The 18,438-nt window shown below is 47.7% G+C and carries 17 protein-coding genes; 9 read left to right on the top strand and 8 right to left on the bottom strand.

Translation table 11 applies throughout. From position 1 onward, the window contains the following. The first annotated feature begins 102 nt into the window (after window positions 1–102). From FTU69_RS07115 to FTU69_RS07105, 3 genes are all read left to right on the top strand, one after another. Window positions 103–657, top strand: coding sequence for a YqgE/AlgH family protein (locus FTU69_RS07115; RefSeq protein WP_005181761.1), 555 nt, complete (start codon window positions 103–105; stop codon window positions 655–657). Beyond that, window positions 650–1,090 (top strand): Holliday junction resolvase RuvX, encoded by a 441-nt coding sequence (ruvX, locus tag FTU69_RS07110; protein ID WP_075167604.1) that lies wholly within the window; start codon window positions 650–652, stop codon window positions 1,088–1,090. Before FTU69_RS07115 ends, ruvX begins: the two co-directional genes overlap by 8 nt. 119 nt (window positions 1,091–1,209) lie before the next feature. Continuing rightward, window positions 1,210–1,977, top strand: a complete 768-nt coding sequence (locus tag FTU69_RS07105; RefSeq protein WP_016659660.1) for an IclR family transcriptional regulator — start codon at window positions 1,210–1,212, stop codon at window positions 1,975–1,977. A gap of 85 nt (window positions 1,978–2,062) precedes the next feature. On the opposite strand, the gene FTU69_RS07100 is transcribed toward FTU69_RS07105, so the two are convergent. Beyond that, the gene (locus FTU69_RS07100) at window positions 2,063–2,686 is read right to left on the bottom strand and encodes an alpha-ketoglutarate-dependent dioxygenase AlkB (RefSeq protein ID WP_016659661.1); all 624 of its coding nucleotides are present in this window, start codon (window positions 2,684–2,686) and stop codon (window positions 2,063–2,065) included. A gap of 137 nt (window positions 2,687–2,823) precedes the next feature. Between FTU69_RS07100 and FTU69_RS07095 the strand changes: the two genes are divergently transcribed. After that, window positions 2,824–4,626: an ABC transporter ATP-binding protein gene (locus tag FTU69_RS07095; protein ID WP_005181751.1), complete on the top strand. Its 1,803-nt coding sequence runs from the start codon at window positions 2,824–2,826 to the stop codon at window positions 4,624–4,626. A gap of 82 nt (window positions 4,627–4,708) precedes the next feature. On the opposite strand, the gene pgsA is transcribed toward FTU69_RS07095, so the two are convergent. From pgsA to uvrC, 3 genes are all read right to left on the bottom strand, one after another. After that, the gene (gene pgsA, locus FTU69_RS07090) at window positions 4,709–5,296 is read right to left on the bottom strand and encodes a CDP-diacylglycerol--glycerol-3-phosphate 3-phosphatidyltransferase (RefSeq protein WP_034598126.1); all 588 of its coding nucleotides are present in this window, start codon (window positions 5,294–5,296) and stop codon (window positions 4,709–4,711) included. Window positions 5,297–5,404: 108 nt separating this feature from the next. Further along, window positions 5,405–6,199 carry a thioesterase family protein gene (locus FTU69_RS07085; protein ID WP_180103639.1) on the bottom strand — a complete coding sequence of 265 codons (795 nt, stop codon included), beginning with the start codon at window positions 6,197–6,199 and terminating at the stop codon, window positions 5,405–5,407. Between the two features lie 114 nt (window positions 6,200–6,313). Continuing rightward, window positions 6,314–8,113, bottom strand: a complete 1,800-nt coding sequence (gene uvrC / locus FTU69_RS07080) for an excinuclease ABC subunit UvrC (protein WP_005181732.1) — start codon at window positions 8,111–8,113, stop codon at window positions 6,314–6,316. 173 nt (window positions 8,114–8,286) lie between these two features. On the opposite strand from uvrC, the gene FTU69_RS07075 reads away from it, so the two are divergent. Continuing rightward, window positions 8,287–9,351 carry an AAA family ATPase gene (locus tag FTU69_RS07075; protein WP_180103638.1) on the top strand — a complete coding sequence of 355 codons (1,065 nt, stop codon included), beginning with the start codon at window positions 8,287–8,289 and terminating at the stop codon, window positions 9,349–9,351. A gap of 1 nt (window position 9,352) precedes the next feature. Here FTU69_RS07075 and FTU69_RS07070 read toward each other — a convergent pair whose 3' ends face one another. Both FTU69_RS07070 and lpxO read right to left on the bottom strand, forming a co-directional pair. Further along, complete coding sequence (locus FTU69_RS07070) at window positions 9,353–9,769, bottom strand: PH domain-containing protein (protein ID WP_180103637.1); 417 nt, start codon at window positions 9,767–9,769, stop codon at window positions 9,353–9,355. Between the two features lie 121 nt (window positions 9,770–9,890). Then, window positions 9,891–10,805, bottom strand: a complete 915-nt coding sequence (lpxO, locus tag FTU69_RS07065) for a lipid A hydroxylase LpxO (protein WP_168406131.1) — start codon at window positions 10,803–10,805, stop codon at window positions 9,891–9,893. Between the two features lie 141 nt (window positions 10,806–10,946). On the opposite strand from lpxO, the gene FTU69_RS07060 reads away from it, so the two are divergent. The 3 genes from FTU69_RS07060 (at window position 10,947) to fadA (ending at window position 14,633) form a co-directional block, all read left to right on the top strand. Then, on the top strand, window positions 10,947–11,168 hold the full coding sequence (locus FTU69_RS07060; protein ID WP_034598125.1) for a hypothetical protein: 222 nt from the start codon (window positions 10,947–10,949) through the stop codon (window positions 11,166–11,168). 126 nt (window positions 11,169–11,294) lie between these two features. Then, on the top strand, window positions 11,295–13,448 hold the full coding sequence (gene fadB, locus FTU69_RS07055) for a fatty acid oxidation complex subunit alpha FadB (protein ID WP_180103636.1): 2,154 nt from the start codon (window positions 11,295–11,297) through the stop codon (window positions 13,446–13,448). Between the two features lie 12 nt (window positions 13,449–13,460). Continuing rightward, window positions 13,461–14,633 carry an acetyl-CoA C-acyltransferase FadA gene (fadA, locus tag FTU69_RS07050; protein WP_004975824.1) on the top strand — a complete coding sequence of 391 codons (1,173 nt, stop codon included), beginning with the start codon at window positions 13,461–13,463 and terminating at the stop codon, window positions 14,631–14,633. 150 nt (window positions 14,634–14,783) lie between these two features. Here the strand turns inward: fadA and FTU69_RS07045 are convergent, their stop codons facing one another. Together FTU69_RS07045 and FTU69_RS07040 are read right to left on the bottom strand one after the other, a co-directional pair. Further along, a complete protein-coding gene (locus FTU69_RS07045; protein WP_127798509.1) occupies window positions 14,784–16,145 on the bottom strand; it encodes a nucleobase:cation symporter-2 family protein in 1,362 nt (453 codons plus the stop codon). 548 nt (window positions 16,146–16,693) lie between these two features. Next, a complete protein-coding gene (locus tag FTU69_RS07040; protein ID WP_104471815.1) occupies window positions 16,694–17,443 on the bottom strand; it encodes a hypothetical protein in 750 nt (249 codons plus the stop codon). Between the two features lie 284 nt (window positions 17,444–17,727). On the opposite strand from FTU69_RS07040, the gene FTU69_RS07035 reads away from it, so the two are divergent. After that, window positions 17,728–18,411, top strand: a complete 684-nt coding sequence (locus FTU69_RS07035) for a DsbA family oxidoreductase (RefSeq protein WP_160241685.1) — start codon at window positions 17,728–17,730, stop codon at window positions 18,409–18,411. Window positions 18,412–18,438: the final 27 nt, after the last annotated feature.

Genomic DNA, 18,438 nt, shown 5'->3' with positions numbered 1-18,438 from the left:
GAAAAACCACAAAAAATGTTTGGTGAAATAGCAATCCTCTTGTAACGTGATGATTAAGACCTATATCTATATCAGAACATACATTTTAGGAGAAAGGCTTAGGTGACCAAACAATATCTGACACATCGCTGTCTTATTGCGCCACCCGAGATAAATGATGACTTTTTTGCGAATACTGTCATTTATTTGGCGCGTCATGATGAAGACGGGGCGCAAGGCATTATTCTCAATCGTCCGGCAGGGATTCAAATTAAAGAATTACTGAATGATCTGGATATTGAAGCCGATCATGTCCATCCACATGAAGTGCTGCAAGGCGGGCCGCTGCGTCCGGAAGCTGGATTTGTGCTGCATACTGGCCAGCCAACCTGGCATTCATCCATTGCGGTTGGTGAAAATGTCTGTATTACCACCTCCAAAGATATTCTGGATGCCATTGCGCATAACGAAGGCGTAGGCCGTTATCAGATTGCCCTCGGCTATGCCAGCTGGAGCAAAAACCAGCTGGAAGAAGAAATTTCACGTGGTGACTGGCTGATCTGTGATTCAGATATGGACCTGATTTTTAATCTACCCTATAGCGACCGTTGGGATGCTGCCTACCGGAAAATCGGAATTGACCGCACCTGGCTTGCATCAGAGATTGGCCATGCCTGAGTCTGCTGTACACCTGATTATGGCCTTCGATTTTGGCACCCAGAAAATGGGCATGGCGGTGGGTCAATCCCTGATTGAAAGCGCCACGCCGCTGGCCCTGTTTCCCATGAAAGATGGTATTCCAAACTGGGACGAACTGCTGAAACTGGTGAAACAGTATCAGCCAAATTTATTTCTGGTTGGCTTGCCACTGAACATGGATGATAGCGAGTCAGAGCTGTCGACCCGGGCGCGCAAGTTTGCCCGACGTTTACGTCATCAGACCAATATCGAAACCCTGATGGTGGACGAGCGTTTGACCACGCGTGAAGCCCGTGATGAACTGGATCATTATCAGGCTCAGGGACGCGGTAAAAAAATTGCCGCCGACAGTATTGCGGCCGCCCTGTTCATTGAAAGCTGGTATCGTTATCCGCAAGGCGTCCAGCCTTAAAATCTCGCTGTTGACGTCCAAATCCCCTTTCTCTTGGTTTTCAGCTCAATCCGGTCTGTTATGATAGTCAGTACCGGATTTTTTCATTGATCTTTTTTCACGTTGTAGAGTAATTACTGATGGCAATATCGAGTTTTGGCAAAATTTTGATGGTTCTGAATTTATTTTCAGTGTCACGTCCGGTGATTAATGTCGATATGATCAGTGAAGAACTGGGCCTGTCCAAACCGACCAGCTACCGCTATTTAAAAGAACTGGTTTCGGCCGAATTATTGCAGCGTTTAAGTGGGACTTCGGGCGATTACACCCTCGGCTCGAAAATTGCAGTGCTGGATTATATTTCCCGCACCACCGATCCACTGGTGCAAATCAGCATTCCGTTTATGCAGGATATTGTGCAGCGTACCGAATTTTGCTGCGTACTGACCTATCTGAATCAGGATGCCTGTATCGACCTGCATGATGAAGTATTCCAGCATATGAATCTGCTGTCCTATGGCCGCGGCTGCCCACGTCCGGTGTATATGGGTTCGTCACCGAAAATCATGCTGGCGCATTTACCAAAACAGAAAATGCTGAATTATTATCAGCGTTTTGCCGTGCAGTTCCGTCAGTCCGGTTTTGCCCAGGATGAAGCCGAGTTCATCAGCAAAATGAAAAAGATCAAAAAACAGGGCTATTACTATTCTAGTGGTGAACTGGAACCACAACTGGCCGGCTTGTCGGTGCCGATCAGACTCTCCAATAAAACAGCACCATTCACCCTGACCTTACTGGCCTCCAAAAACCGCTTTGAATTTGTCAATGTCGAAAAGCTGATTGCCATTTTGCAGGAAAATGCCGCGCTGATTGAACAGAAAGTTGAAAGTCTGAATCCACATACCTAGATTGATCTTTATCAAAATACAGCTGTTAAGATCAGCGTGGTGAGATAAATCTCTGCCCTGCCCGGCCTTTGGATCACAACCAGCATTAGAGTGGATAAAAATAGCGAAAGGTTAAATTGATTCGCGGCGTCACCACACGGCTGGATTTGGGCAGGCTGTGCTTCCAGTAGCGCTGGGTCTGCCCACGCATCACAATTAATTGACCACTCTGTAGCAGCAGCTCGACTTTTGCTGCGCTGTGTTTGTGCTTAAAGCTAAATTTACGGGTTGCACCCAGACTTAAAGAAGCAATCACCGTTTCTGCACCCGGAGATGCGACCAGACTCGGTTCATCATCACTGTGCCAGCCCAGTCCCTGACTGCCATCTGCATATAAATTGGCTAAACAGGAATTAAATGGATGTCCCACGATCTGTTCAATCTGCTGTTTTAACTGCCACAAAGCCGGATGCCAACGCTGCGCCTGCTTCAAACTGCCCGAATAACGATACTGATAATACTCATCACCATACCAGGCAATTTTCCGCGCGGTGACATAATGTTTGCCAAATAAGGTGACTTCATCGGCTTGCCAGGCCAGCTGCTGTAAACATTGCTGCAAGTAAGCGTGACTGTCCTCAGCGGACAGAATCAGCCCATAATCCTGCACGATCCCCTCATAGGGCAACAGATTCTGCCGCGGCTCGGGCGGAAACAGTTCCAGATTCATTGTGGCGTTTTCCTGCGAAGCGGAACTTCAGTTTAAACCCAAAACGGCTTCACAAATCAAAACATTCTCTGTGCTTGTGAGCCACGCCAAATCGACATAGACTGAAAAACAGGTTTTAGAATAAAAAATAATTGCTTATGAACTTATGGCAGCTCTTTCAGAAGCTCAAGCCCTTTGTGCGGCCGTATCGGCTGCTGGTGATTGCCACGCTGATTCTAACCTTAATTGGTTCCCTGACCGCACAGGTCAATGCCCTGACCCTGCAATATGCCGTCGACAGCATTAACCGGCTGGTAGAAGCCGGTCAGGGGCTGGCTGAAGGCTGGCAGATTCTGATAACCATTAGCGCCATTTTACTGGGCAAGGAAATCATTAATGCCTTTGTCCAATTCGGGCAGAAATTTTATGGTGAAAAACTGCGGATTTTTGTGTCGCAGGATTTGGCTCAAGGCATTATTGAGAAGTTCCTGACTTACCGGCTGGCGTTTTTTAATCAGGATAACAATCAGGCCGGCAAGCTGCAAACCCGGATTGACCGCGGCATTGGCTCCCTCACCCGGCTGGTACAAATCTTTTTTATTGATATTTTACCGTTATTTACCAGCGCGATTATTGCCTTAGGGCTGATGTACTGGGCCAATTTCTATGTCGGACTGGTGGCCTCGGCCATTGTGCCCATTTACTTCTGGCTGACCTATAAACAGGCCCAGAAACTTGGCAGCTGGCGCCGCAATTTACGTGATGGCCGCGAACGGAAAAGCCAGGGTATTCTGAGTATTATCAACTCGATTACCGTGATCAAATCCTTTAACCGGGAACATATCGAATCGGACAAACAGCTAAAACTGCAAAAGGAACTGACCGATAACCAGATGCATACCCGGCAGACCAGCTTCCTGTTTGATGGCCTGAAAACCTTTATTGAACAGATCGGAATTGTGCTGATTATTATCCTGACTGCCTATTTTGTGCTGGATGGCCAGATGAGTATCGGCATGATCATGTATCACGTGTTGCTGTTTAATAACGTGTCGGCACCAATCCGTTCACTGCACCGGATTTATGATGAAGTGAATGATGCCATGATCTACTCGGAAAGCTTTTTCCAGATTCTGGAGGCCGATGATGAAATTGAAGCCAGCGGTGCACAAAAACCGGTAATTCGCGGGCAATTCAATTTAAGCGGGGTCGAGTTTTATTATCCGAACGGGCATCATGCCTTAAAAAATATCGAGATGTGCATTCAGCCCAACAAGATTACCGCACTGGTCGGCCTGTCCGGTGCAGGGAAATCGACCCTGATCAGCCTGCTGGATAAATTCTATGAACCACAGCAGGGCAGCATTCAGTTAGATGGAGTGGATTTAAAAGACATCGACACCCAGTACCTGCGTGATCATATCGGGCTGGTGCTGCAAAAAAACCATATTTTTCAGGGCAGTATTTTTGACAATATCCGCTATGGCAAAACCGATGCTTCTCAGGAAGAAGTGATACAGGCGGCCCAGAAAGCCTCGATTCATGAGCAGATTTTGCAGCTCCCGCAAGGCTATGACAGTGATGCCCTGATGCTCTCGGGCGGTCAGCAGCAGCGGATTGCACTGGCGCGGATGTTCCTGAAAAATCCACCGATTATTTTTCTGGATGAACCAACCGCCAGTCTGGATGCCATTGCCACCGAGCAGATCAAGCAGAGTCTGGATGAAATTAAACAGGGCCGTACCGTGGTGATTATCTCACACAGTCTGTCGCAGATTATTGATGCCGATTACACCTATGTCATGAAAGAAGGTGCGATTGCCGAACACGGCGAACATGACACGCTCTACCATCAGGACGGTGTCTATAAAGAAATTTTTGATGCGATGGCCAAAAGCCTGAATATTGAAAAGATTGCCAGAACCTTTGAAGATGACGCAGAAGAAGAAACCCATAGTTAAACCGCAATCCGGTTAAAGATGAAGGAATGATTCTGTATTTTTTAATCCATAAAAAAAGCTCCTGTACAGGAGCTTTTTTGCCTTAAGGCTGTTTTAAATACGGCCAGGCGGCTTTTAAATAAATAAACATCGACCACAAAGTCAGCACCACCGCAGTATAGAGTAAGGCATAACCAAGCAATTCCAGTGGCTCCCAGTTCAGCAAGAACACGGAAATCGCAATCATCTGAAATGCAGTTTTATATTTCCCGACGGTAGAGACCGCCACGCTGGTACGCGCGCCAAGTTCTGCCATCCATTCACGCAAGGCCGACACGGTAATTTCACGTGAAATAATTACAATCGCGGCAAAGGCCATGGAAATGGTCGGCTGCCATTGCACCAAGACAATCAGGGCGGCTGCCACCATCAGTTTATCCGCCACCGGATCCAGGAAACGGCCAAAGGCTGAGGTCTGGTTTAAGGTTCGTGCCAGATAGCCATCAAACCAGTCAGTGACGGCAGCAATCACAAAAATAGCGGTCAGAATCAGATGCCGGGTCATCCCTGCATCATGATCATGGATTCCCATGGCAGGCGGCCAGTAGGCCACCAATAAAAATACGGGAATTAAGGCTATACGCGCTAAAGTTAAAATATTTGGAATGTTCAGGATTCGACCTGTTGTCATAGACACCGCCAATGCTTCCCCGTTATGCACGAGCTAAATGCACATATTTTTTGAGGGTTTATCCATCGTTAATAGGCTTCACTTTATACGAAATGGCAGAAAGTGTCACTAGGCAAAGACCGTTACGGTTTGCCGCGAAATGGCAATCAGCCGGTTTTCAGCATCCCAAAGATGCGCCGTTTCAGTAGAATAGCCATCTGCCGCATGCTCGGTAATCACTTTATATTTAAACCAATCATGCACTTGGTGGCGGATCGGATGCACATAAGTAATATGCCAGGTCAGCGAACTGGCCGGTGACAAGGTTTTAAATAAAGGCAGTACACCCGGTGGCCAAATGTCCATCAGTGTAACCAGATCGGCCACAGTAAAGTCGCGGTTGGCATGTTTTTCTGGCGTATAGCGGCACCAGCCGCCAAAATCGGACTGCTGGCTGCCGGTACACGGATAATCGCCTTCGGCCCAGCACACCTCAAACTGCTGATAACATTCCGGCATCAGCTGATGCACCGGTAAATAGTTAAGCTGCGCTGGTGCAGGATAATCCGGCGCCACCGGTTCCTGCTGTACCTGAATAGTGGACTCACGCGCCGCGCCAAAGCTGGCCAGCAAGATGCTTTGTACCGCATCATCCTGCCATAAGCGCACTTCCAGCGTGGTCACCGACTTGCCCTGTCGCAAAATTTCTGCACTGATTCTGGCCCGGTCTTCCCGCACCGGCCCGACAAAGGTCACCGATGCACTGAGCAGACGTTTATCCGGGTCGGCAATCACCGAAAGGGCTTTCTGCATCATCAGTCCGGCCACCAGTCCGCCATAGATGGTTCGGCCCTGTAACCAGCCTGTTGGAATCTGAATCCATTCATCCTGCTCGATTGCGACAAATACAGAACGCAGCGACATATATTTTCCTTTTTATTGAGTGCGCTTCATCTTGCAGTTTTTCAGTAGGGTTGTGAATGGTCAATCGTATACTGGCCAGTGACTATTTTTGCCAATAGGTCAAATATGCCGGACTTATTCGTGCAGAATTTTATAGATGGTGCGGGCCATGACCTGCCCCAGTCCCGGCACCAGCATCAGGTCTTTTTCCGAGGCTTTTAGCACGCCCTGAATCCCGCCAAAATGGGTCAGCAAATCACGGCGGCGTTTTGGTCCCAGGCCGGGAATCACTTCCAGCACCGAACTGCCACGTTTTTTATCACGTTTGGCCCGATGCCGGGTAATGGCAAAACGGTGCGCTTCATCCCGTACCTGCTGAATCAGATGCAGAGCTTTATGATCTTCCGGCAGCTGGATTTTGCTGCCATCGGTAAAATGCAAGGTTTCCAGTCCAGGTTTACGCCCCTCGCCTTTGGACACGCCGACCATAAAGGCTTCCAGTCCCAGTTCCTGCATCACTTCCATCGCCATATGCAGCTGGCCTTTACCGCCATCAATCAGCAGTAAATCCGGCAGCATGGCTTTTTTATAGCGTCGGGTCAGGGCCTGACGCATTGCGGCATAGTCATCGCCTTCGGTAATGTCATTGATGGAAAACTGGCGATAATCGCGTTTGCGCGCACCGCCCGAATCAAACACCACACAAGACGCCACGGTCGCTTCGCCCATGGTGTGGGAAATATCAAAACATTCAATCCGGTCAATAGGACGCCCCACCACCTGCTCCAGCTGATGAAAACGCTCATTCAGCTCGAAGTGATTGGCCAGCTTGCCTTTAATCGCGTGTTGCACGTTCATTTGTGCCAGTTCTTGCCATTCGGCCCGGGTTTCGCGGACTTTGTGCTTGATCTGGACTTTCTGCTGAAACTGCTGCTGTAGCGCCTGCTCCAGCTCTTTGGCATCTGGCAGTTCCACATTCACAATCAGCTCGGCCGGTACTTCATCGGCGACCTGAAAATAGAAATTGGCGATAAAGTCAGACAGCATCTGCCCCTGATCATCTCCGAGCATATCCGGAAAATAGCTTTTCCCGCCCAGCATCTTGCCATTGCGCACATGCATAATCTGCACACAGGTCACCCCGGCCTGATAGGCAATTGCCAGAATATCGGCTTCGCCTTTGACCTTATAAATTGCCTGCTGTGCCTGTACATCGCGCAGCAAGGCCATTCGGTCCCGATAAAACACCGCTTTTTCAAATTCCAGTGCTTCAGCCGCGGCTTCCATTTTGGCAATCAGTTCCTGATTCAGTTCACGGGTATCGCCCTGTAAAAAACGGATCGAGTTCTGCACATCTTCCTGGTAGGCTTCCGGTGAAATCAGCCCGACACAAGGCGCCGAACAGCGTTTGATCTGATATTGCAGGCAGGGACGTTTGCGCTGGGAAAAATAGCTGTTTTCGCACTGGCGCACATTAAATAGCTTTTGCAGCACAATTAAGGTATCACGGGCGTTGTAGGCACTTGGATAAGGCCCGAAAAATTTACCCACCTGATGCTTGCCTTTGCCACGGCCACTGGCAATCCGCGGATAAGGCTTGTCACTGGAGACAAAAATATAGACATAAGATTTGTCATCGCGCAGCATGATGTTATACGGCGGCCGATGCAGCTTGATCAGGTTCTGTTCCAGCAGCAAGGCTTCGGTTTCAGAGCGTACCACCAGCGTTTCAATATCATAAATCCGCGCCACCAGCGCCTGGGTTTTCGGATGTTCGATGGTTTTTACGAAATAGCTGGACACGCGATTTTTAAGATTCTTGGCCTTGCCCACATATAACAGTTCCCCATCTTTACCCAGCATGCGGTAAATACCGGGCAAGGTGGTCATATTGGCCAGAATTTTGACAATATGTTCGCGTGCGTTTTCGTTCACATTCAGCCTATTTATCGATCTCGTCTGCTCTAGCATGATGTGATGGTGATTCTGCTATTTTCAAGCATTGCCGCGCAAGCATGCCGGCAGAAATGACATGATTGCTACAAAGTCTTAGTGCCACAGACAAATTTTGCTATGCTGAACAGCTTGTCCCGCTCAGGATTCAGTTTATGCACACCGTCCACTCTGCCATGCATATTATTCAGCCGACCACCTCAACACATGCGACATCGGAAAAAGACCGCCTGATTGGCAAACCGCGCTTTCATTTTGAACCACGTGAAGTGATGCAGCTGCTCAGAACCCGGATTATTGGACAGGACACAGCCTTAAATGAAATTGAAAAAATGCTGCATGTGGTCAAGGCAGATTTTTCCAGCCCGGAACGTCCGCTGTCGGTGACGCTAATGCTGGGGCCAACTGGCGTCGGTAAAACTGAAACTGTCCGGCTGATCAGTGAAGCGATTTATGGCCGCCCGGATGCTTTTTGCCGGATTGATATGAACACGCTGGCACAGGAACATTATGCAGCAGCACTCACCGGTGCACCGCCGGGCTATGTTGGCTCCAAAGAAGGCCATAGCCTGTTTGATGAAACTGCGATTGCAGGCAGTCACACCCGCCCCGGCATTGTGCTATTTGATGAACTGGAAAAAGCCTCGACTGAAGTACTGCGCGGGCTAATGAATGTGCTGGACACCGGCAAACTGACCCTGACTTCTGGCACCAAAACCATCGACTTTCGCAATTGCATGATTTTCATGACCAGTAATGTCGGTGCCCAAGCTGCGCAGCAATATCTGGACAAGCTGAATCTGTTCCCGAAAAAAATGCAGGACCTCTGTCTAAAACGTCTGCCGGCCAGACAGATTATTGAAAAGGTGATGCAGCGCCGTTTTGATCCGGAATTTCTCAACCGGATTGACCGGACCCTGCATTATGCGCCGGTCCAGGAAAATGCCCTGCCGCAACTGGTCGAGATTGAACTGGAAAAACTGAACAAACGCCTGCAGCATCAGAAGCGTCAGGTACAGCTGACCGATGCCGCCAAAGCCTACTTTTATCAGGGACATGATATTCGCTATGGCGCCCGGCATTTGGGCCGCCGCATGCGCACCGAACTGGAACCGATTCTGGCGCTGTATTTCCTCAGTCATCCAGAGCAGCTTAGTCTGTGTCTGGACTGTCAGGATCAGCAGCTGTTGATTCAAGCCGGACCCAGCGACCAGCACTGAATCAGGACGATAAAGACTGTTTAATCGCGGCGCAGAATTGCTCCGGATGCCGCGGCGACACCAGCACAAACTTGTTCACACCATCTTGCTGATAGTCAATCTTTAAGCGTTTTAAGGACATGGCCGGAGATGCCACCGAGTTATTGGTCGGTGATACTTTTTGAATCTGCGCCAATGGGATGCGCCAGCTTAAAAACAGGCAGCGGATGGTCAGGCAGTCTTCGCTCACACGATAGCGGGTATTCCACACCGGCCACCAGATCACCACAATGGTCAGCAGATACACCGCAGTATGCACCGGATACGCTTGCATGGTGCCTTTGGCCTGCATGGTCAGTAACAATTGCACCAGCAGCCCGGTCATACAGATTAAAAAAGCCAACACCCACCAGTCAATTTTGGAACGAAATTTCTGCATTATTTTCCCCTTTACTGTCTGTATCTTACACAAAATTTATGGGGGCTGCTGTATTGGGCCGTGCAGAAAAAAACGCCCATGTGGGCGTTTTGGTTGGAGTGCAAAAGATCAGAATATCATCTTAAAACAGATAAGGCCGGATAAAAATCAGGAAGAATAGCCCCAACATCAGCACCCATTTTAAAATGTAATATAGGGTCCGGTTTCTGGCTTTCAGGGCCTTGGCTTGAATCCGGATCTGATAAACATAGGCAAAGACTTTATTCAGGCCGCCAGTGCGGTCCCCGACTTCATTGGGCGAGCTGGCCGCCGTCATCACCTTTTTACCAAACCAGTGATTAAACTTTTGCATCCAACGGGTAGTTAACGGCCGCTCGACATCGGCAAAGAAAATAATCCGGTTTTGCTCGGTACCATTTTCAGCATAGTGAATATAGGTTTCATCAAATACCACACTTTCCCCATCGCGCCATGAATAGCGCTGGCCATCGACATCAATAAAACAGCGCTCATCATTCGGGGTCATTAAACCCAGATGATAACGCAGCGAACCGGCATAAGGATCGCGATGCCGAACCAGGCGGCTGTCTGGTGCCAGTTCGGTAAACATTGCCGCTTTAATACTTGGCAAGGTTTTTAATAAGGCCGTGGTTTTCGGGCACAGCTCGGCCGCAGAAGGATGCGCGGTGTCATACCATTTCAGGTAAAAGCGTTTCCAGCCAGTTTTAAAGAAAGAATTAAACCCCAGATCATCATATTTGCTGGAGGCCTTGATGCCGCCTTGTTCATACAGCGCTTTGGCCTCATCGCGAATCATCTCCCAATGTTCATCCAGCACTTTTAAATCCTGAAAATGCTGGGTGTCAATATAGGGCTGATTCGGTACGCGCGAAAAACGGTACATCAGAAAATTAATCGGGGCGAACAGGGTCGAATGGTCAAAGAACTGACGATAAAACGAATGCCGAACTTTGCCGCGTTGCTGGATATAAAACGCTGAAATAACAAAGATGGCCAGAATAATCCACTTAAGCATAGCAACATCCGGGAAATTGCCGCCCTGTACAGGGACAACAGACAAGCCAAAATATCGGCGAGTATAACAAATTTAGCCAGGCCAATCAGCCGGTCGTTTAAGACACAGCGTTGCAAAACTGGCGCTGTTCAGGTGCTTGCAATGCCCTGTCCATTCACACAAATTGACTTTTTTGACCAAAACACCACAACTCCGGCATGGGCAGTAGCAGCTTTTTCCGTTATAAACAGAAGGCAACCGCGCCAAAAAAGTAAAACTGAAACAAGTACTTCATCTGCTTTTAAGCGAAATAAGCAGGAGAAGAAAGGGAACAAGACCTTGATTGGGCATAGAAAAATTGATGACCCTTGCGTCACGGCTTGATACAACTTGTTATGTTCTTTTTCGATATAGTTATCGTAAGATTAGCGAGGCATAGAAGTGTGCGGGAAATGCACACTCGCTTCACAACATCAACTTAGAAATCCTCCAAAATAAAGGAGATCAGGCATGATCCACGCTGGCAATGCCATTACCGTCCAAATGCTTTCGGACGGAATTGCAGAATTCCGCTTTGACTTACAAGGTGAGTCGGTCAACAAATTTAACCGTGCAACGATTGAAGATTTTAAAGCTGCAATTGACGCTGTCAAAGCCAATAGTGAAATTAAAGGCTTGGTGGTCACTTCAGGCAAATCGACCTTCATCGTGGGTGCAGATATCACTGAGTTTGGTGAAAACTTCGCACAAGGCGAACAAGCAATTGTGGAATGGGCGTTGCCTGTTCACGACATCTTCAACAGCTTTGAAGATCTAGATATTCCTAAAGTCGCTGCCATTAATGGTATGGCGCTGGGTGGCGGTTTTGAAATGTGTCTGGTCTGTGACTACCGTGTCATGTCCGAACAGGCGCAAGTCGGCCTGCCAGAAATCAAGCTGGGAATCTTCCCAGGCTTTGGTGGTACGGTTCGTTTAAGCCGCGTTATTGGTATCGACAATGCGGTTGAATGGATGGCAATGGCCAATCCGAAAAAACCGGCTGCAGCATTAAAAGATGGTGCAGTAGATGCCGTTGTTGCCGCGGACAAACTGACTGAAGCCGCAGTTGATCTGGCTAAACAGGCAGCAGCTGGCCGTCTGGACTGGAAAGCAAAACGCCAAGAAAAATTAGACCCTGTAAAATTGAACCCACTTGAACAAATGATGGCGTTCAACACAGCCAAAGGTGCGGTATTAGCCAAAGCGAATCCTGCACAATACCCAGCACCAAAACTCATGCTGGATTCTTTACAAGCTGGTGCAAGCTTGCCACGTAATGACGCACTCAAAGCAGAAGCTGAAGGCTTTGCTAAAGCTGCTGTAACGCCTCAAGCAGGTGCGTTGATTGGTTTGTTTATCAACGACCAAGTGGTGAAAAAGACCTCGAAAAAATATGAAAAAGGTGCACATCCTGTGAACCAAGCGGCTGTACTCGGCGCGGGTATCATGGGCGGTGGTATTGCTTACCAAGCGGCAAGCAAAGGCACACCAATTATCATGAAAGACATCGGCAACCCACAATTAGCATTGGGGATGTCTGAAGCAAACAAATTGCTGACCAAGCAAGTTGAACGTAAAAAAATGACACCTGCCAAAATGGGTGAAACTTTGGCACGTATCCGCCCAACTTTAAGCTATGACGAGTTTAAAGAAGTGGATATCGTGATTGAAGCCGTGACTGAAAATCCAAAAGTCAAAGGCATTGTGTTGGCTGAAACTGAGAAAAATGTTCGTGACAACACGATCATTGCTTCAAATACTTCAACCATTTCAATCACACGTTTGGCTGAAAACCTACAACGTCCAGAAAACTTTGTCGGCATGCACTTCTTTAACCCAGTGCACATGATGCCATTGGTAGAAGTGATTCGTGGTGAAAAAACTTCACCTGAAGCGATTGCGACTACTGTGGTGCTTGCTCAGAAAATGGGTAAAACACCAATCGTAGTGAATGACTGCCCAGGCTTCTTGGTGAACCGCGTATTGTTCCCTTACTTTGGTGCATTCGACTTGTTACTTAAAGATGGTGCAGACTTCCAGCAAGTCGACAAAGTCATGGAAAAATTCGGCTGGCCAATGGGTCCTGCATACTTAATTGACGTTGTCGGTATCGACACGGGCGTTCACGGTGCAGAAGTTATGGCAGAAGGTTTCCCTGACCGCATGAAGCCTGACTATAAAGGCTCAATCCAAGTCATGTATGAAAACAAACGTCTTGGTCAAAAGAATGACGTTGGTTTCTACAAATATGAATTGGATCGCAAAGGCAAAAAAGCCAAAGTGGTTGATCCAACTGCATACGAGCTTGTGGCATCTGTGGCAACATCTGAAAAACGCGAATTTGATGCACAAGAAATCATTGATCGTATGATGCTAGCGTTCTGTAACGAAACTGTTCGTTGCTTAGAAGACAATATCGTGGCAACACCATCTGAAGCAGATATGGCGATGATTATGGGTGTAGGTTTCCCTCCATTCCGTGGTGGCCCATGCCGTTACATCGACCAAACAGGTGTTGCTGAATACGTTGCGCTTTGCGACAAATATGCACACTTAGGAAAAGCTTATGAAGCGCCACAAATGTTGCGTGACATGGCTGCTAACAACAAAAAATTCTACGGTTAAGGAGCAACGTGAATGGCTACTTTAAATCCACGTGACGTTGTCATCGTTGATGGCGTACGTTCTGCAATGGGTAAAACCAAAAACGGTATGTTCCGCAATGTACGTGCTGACAGTCTATCGGCTGAATTGGTTCGTGCTTTAGTTGCTCGTAACCAGTTTGATGTCAACGAAGTTGAAGATGTAATCTGGGGCTGTGTGAACCAAACCCTAGAACAAGGCATGAACATTGGTCGTAATATTGCATTACTGGCTGATCTTCCAAAAACAGTAGCGGGTCAAACCGTAAACCGTCTGTGTGGTTCTTCAATGCAAGCCATCCACACGGCTGCAGCACAAATTGCAACCAATCAGGGTGATATTTTCATCATTGGTGGTGTAGAGCACATGGGCCATGTGGGCATGATGCACGGTATCGACATCAACCCTGCTGCATCGAAGCACTATGCCAAAGCATCAAACATGATGGGCTTAACTGCTGAAATGTTGGGTCGCATGAACGGTATTTCGCGTGAAGAGCAAGATGCCTTTGGTGTGGAATCACATCGTCGTGCATGGGCTGCAACACAAGAAGGTCGTTTTAAAAACGAAATCATTGGTATTGAAGGTCATGACGCAAATGGCTTTAAACAGCTATGCGACATCGACGAAGTGATCCGTCCAGATGCCAACCTTGAGGCGTTCCAAGCTTTACGTCCTGTATTTGACCCGAAAGGCGGTACGGTCACTGCGGCAACATCTTCAGCATTGTCTGATGGTGCATCTGCGATGCTGCTTATGTCTGCTGAACGTGCACAAGCTTTAGGTTTAAAACCACGTGCCGTGATTCGCTCTATGGCAGTTGCAGGCTGCGATGCAGCAATCATGGGTTATGGCCCTGTACCTGCAACACAAAAAGCGCTTAAACGTGCTGGCTTGTCAATTGCAGACATTCAAACCTTTGAATTAAACGAAGCGTTTGCTGCACAAGGTTTGTCTGTTCTTAAAGGCTTAGGCATTTATGATCAGCAAGATCGTGTGAACTTGAACGGTGGTGCAATTGCACTAGGTCACCCATTGGGTTGTTCAGGTGCGCGTATCACAACCACATTATTGAACGTCATGGAACAACAAGATACCCAAATTGGTCTTGCGACCATGTGTATCGGTCTTGGTCAAGGTATCGCGACAATTATCGAACGCGTTTAATCTTTAAATACTTAGATAAAAAAATCCCCGTTTGATACGGGGATTTTTTATATTCGCGAAAATTATTCAAAACAAAACGCCCCATGTGCTACATCGGGCATTTTTAAATTGCATCTCAATCACGACTGAAGCAAGCTTCAGCTCATCGCCTTAATGTTCGGGCTTGGCCACTGTGGTTAACACTGGCTCAACCGTTGTCCTTTTACCAAAATGAAGATGGTTAAACAGGATATTCAGGAAAATCGCCATCACACAGGTCGAGCTAATGCCCGAATGGAACAGGGTTTTAAACCAGGTTGGAAACTGGGCATAGAAAGAATGATCAATAATTGGAATCATCCCGGCAGCCAGAGACGTCGCGACAATAATCAGGTTTTTCTGATCGCTATAGTCCAGTTTAGATAAAGTACGAATTCCGCTGGCCGCCACTGTACCAAATAGGACCAGACCAGCGCCGCCTAATACCGGCGTAGGAATGGAAGCAATAATACGGCCCATAATCGGTAGCAGGCCCAAAATCACCAGAATCAGGCCACCGGCAGCTACCACAAAGCGGCTTTTCACACCGGTAATCGCCACCAGTCCCACGTTCTGGGCAAAGGCACTTTGCATAAAGGTGCCAAAGAAGGGCGCTACTGCTGAGGAAATCATATCGGCGCGCAGGCCATTGGCAATACGCTTGTCATCGACTTTGGCACCGACAATATCTCCCACCGCAATAATATCGGCCGTGGTTTCAGTTAAGACCACCACCATCACAATGGTCATGGCCAGAATTGCGGACAGATGAAAAGTTGGTGGGCCAAAGGCTAAAAAGTCAGGAAAGGCAAACCATGCGCCCTCACCCACTTTGGAAAAATCGCCAAAACCCAAAGCATAAGCCAGAATCGAACCGATCAGAATTGCCAGTAAAATTCCGGTACGGCGAATGGTTTCAGAACCAAAACGGCTTAGAAGCAGCAAAATCCCCAGGGTCATGGCGGCCAGACCAATATTTTGCATAGAACCCCAGTCGGGTGCATTGCTATTGCCGCCCATAATCCAGCGCACAGCCACCGGCAATAAAGACAGGCCGATGATGGTAATCACACAGCCGGTCACCACCGGTGGAAAGAAACGGATAATCTTGGCAAAGAAAGGTGCCAGCAATAACCCGATTAAGGAGGAGGCAATCACCGCGCCCAGAATGGCATTAAAACCGCCACCCGTGGTGGCAATACCGACCATGGTGGCCACGCCGGCAAAGGACACGCCTTGTACCAGTGGCAAGCGTGCCCCGAAATATTTCACGCCTAAGGTTTGTAACAGGGTCGCCAGTCCGCCCATAAATAATGAGGCAGTAATCAAAATCCCAATTTGCGCAGCAGTTAAACCGGCCGCTGTGCCGACAATTAACGGCGGTGCCACAATACCGCCATACATGGTTAATACATGCTGTAAGCCATAAGTCAGGCTTTTTCCTGCCCCTAAAAATTCATCTTCGGGCGAAATATTCTGTTTGCTCGTTGTCATATGTAGCCCCACGCCGCAGCTCAGTGATGCTTTTCTCTGAAGCCATCTTTTAAAAATATACTGGCCCTTGCCTGCATGTTGCAGACAAGCGCTATTCCTGCGGGATTGGAGCAATTACTATGCCATTTTTAAAAAAAATCTGCCGGATTTTGCTGGTAAATCGGCACCAACATGAGGAGGAGATGAACTAGTTAAAAACAAGAAAGAATAGAAAGATAATTTCTTAAATTTTAGAATTTTATCAATTACTTATACTAATATTTTTTCATTCATAATTTTATTCTTTTCCTCTTTTTAAATGGATCACGCACGATGCTGTCCATGTATATAACTCGTAGCCATCCACACCCTTAAAAAGCGCTAGAGGCTGTACACTCACAGTGCATTTTCACAGCCATCGCGGCCAGCAGCAGCACTAAAATATGTCCTGAGCCTGTGGCCAGGTGATCATTAAGAATGCACCTTGCATCTGCCGATACTGCCCCATGACGGTGTTGGGGCAGTATTAAGCTTTGGCTTAAAACAGGTGCAAGAAGTTGAGCTGTTACTTACAGTTTTTCAGCCAATGCCTGCTGATGCGCCTGGGTAATCTCCTGCATTTGCTGATTCAGCTTGAGCATGTCCTGATAGGCCTGATTAAACTGTTTCAGGCCTGCATCTTCATAGAACATAAACAGGTTGTTTTTCATTTCCCAGCGATTATTTTTTAGAATCCCAAGCAGTACATAGGCCTGACTCAGGCTCTGTTTTTCCAGCTCAAATAGCACTGTGCCTTCATCATTCTGGCGGCTTTCCAGCAGAGATTCACTTAACTGACGGCGTAGATGCGATTTAATCGGTAATTCTTCAATTTGGGCCAGCGCCTGTGCTTCATGTTCAGTCAGATGCTCCTGATATAGCTCCATCATAGCCTTGACCTGTGACAGCATCGCTTCAGTTTCGGCATAGTCCTGTTTTTTATCTTCATTCAGGCGTTTAATATCCAGAAACTGATCCCATTGCAACGCTTTCAGTTCGCGTAAATAGCTGTTACGCGCTTCGGCACTTTGCACCAGATGGCTAATCACAAATTCAGCCATCAGGGCATAATCACCGCTTAAACGCGGATCGGACGGATCAACCTGAATCGGGGTCGACCAATCCTGCGCCTGTACATAAATCTGCTCGGCCTTGTCATACAGTACGTTCTGATATTCGTGTAATTGGGTCAGTTCTTTTTGTTGTGCCTGATATTGATAAAACATCAATCCAAACACGGCACAGGTCACGAGGACGATGATCCACACTATACGTCGCATATCCTGTCCTCTTGTTGTATTTCTCGTTATCATAACGCTTTGTTGTTGTATCGCCTGTTTTTTAGACAAAATTATTCAACAAAGCACACAAAAGATCAAACAATAAAAATGACTTAAGTGATTTATTTTATTCAGCTAATTTTTTTATTGTTTAGCTTATTTTCAAAAAATATAAAGTGATGAGGATGAAAAATACGGTTTGCTGGCGGCAAAGTACCCATCTCGGCTTTAATTCAGGCAAATCATCCCCATCAATAGTTGAAAACAAGGCAAAGAGAATATTCATGCGTGTAGATATCTGGTCCGATGTGGTCTGCCCTTTCTGTTATATCGGCAAAAAACGTCTTGAAGCCGCGGCAGCACAGGTCGGCGTAGAACTTGAGGTGCACTGGCACAGCTTCCAGCTTGACCCGGAGGCACCGGAACGTCAGGAAATTTCCAATTCTGAACGTCTGGCGCAAAAATATGGCCGTACCCTGGCGGAAGTAGAAGACATGCAGCGCAATATTGCCAGCATGGCTGCTGAAGAAGGCATCCAATTTAACTGGGAACAGGCCAATTCCGGCAATACCTTGAATGCCCACCGTCTGATTCATCTGGCGCAAAGCAAAGGCTTGGGCAATGAAGCCAAGGAAGCCTTTTTCTACAGCTATATGACCCAAGGTCTAGCCATTGGCGAACGCGAAACGCTGGAAGATGTCGCTGCGCGTATCGGTTTAAACCCGGTGGAAGTCGATGATGTGCTCGATTCTGATGCCTATGCCGATTTTGTGAAATTTGATCAGGATGTAGCACGTGATCAGCTTAAAGTGACGGGCGTACCCTTTTTTGTATTTGACCAGCGCGTTGCTTTAGCCGGTGCCCAGCCACGGGAAGTGTTTGAACAGGTGCTGAAAAAAGCTTTGGAAACACCTACAGACAACGGCGCGCAATGTCAGGATGACCAGTGCGATGTACCGGAACAATAAGCAGTTACATCCTTAAGCATCGCTGCC

It is taken from the genome of Acinetobacter sp. YH12134 (assembly GCF_013418555.1).
In the GTDB taxonomy this organism is placed as follows: domain Bacteria; phylum Pseudomonadota; class Gammaproteobacteria; order Pseudomonadales; family Moraxellaceae; genus Acinetobacter; species Acinetobacter indicus.
The sequence above is the reverse complement of the archived record's forward strand: the minus strand, read 5'-3'. Positions and strand labels throughout refer to the sequence as shown.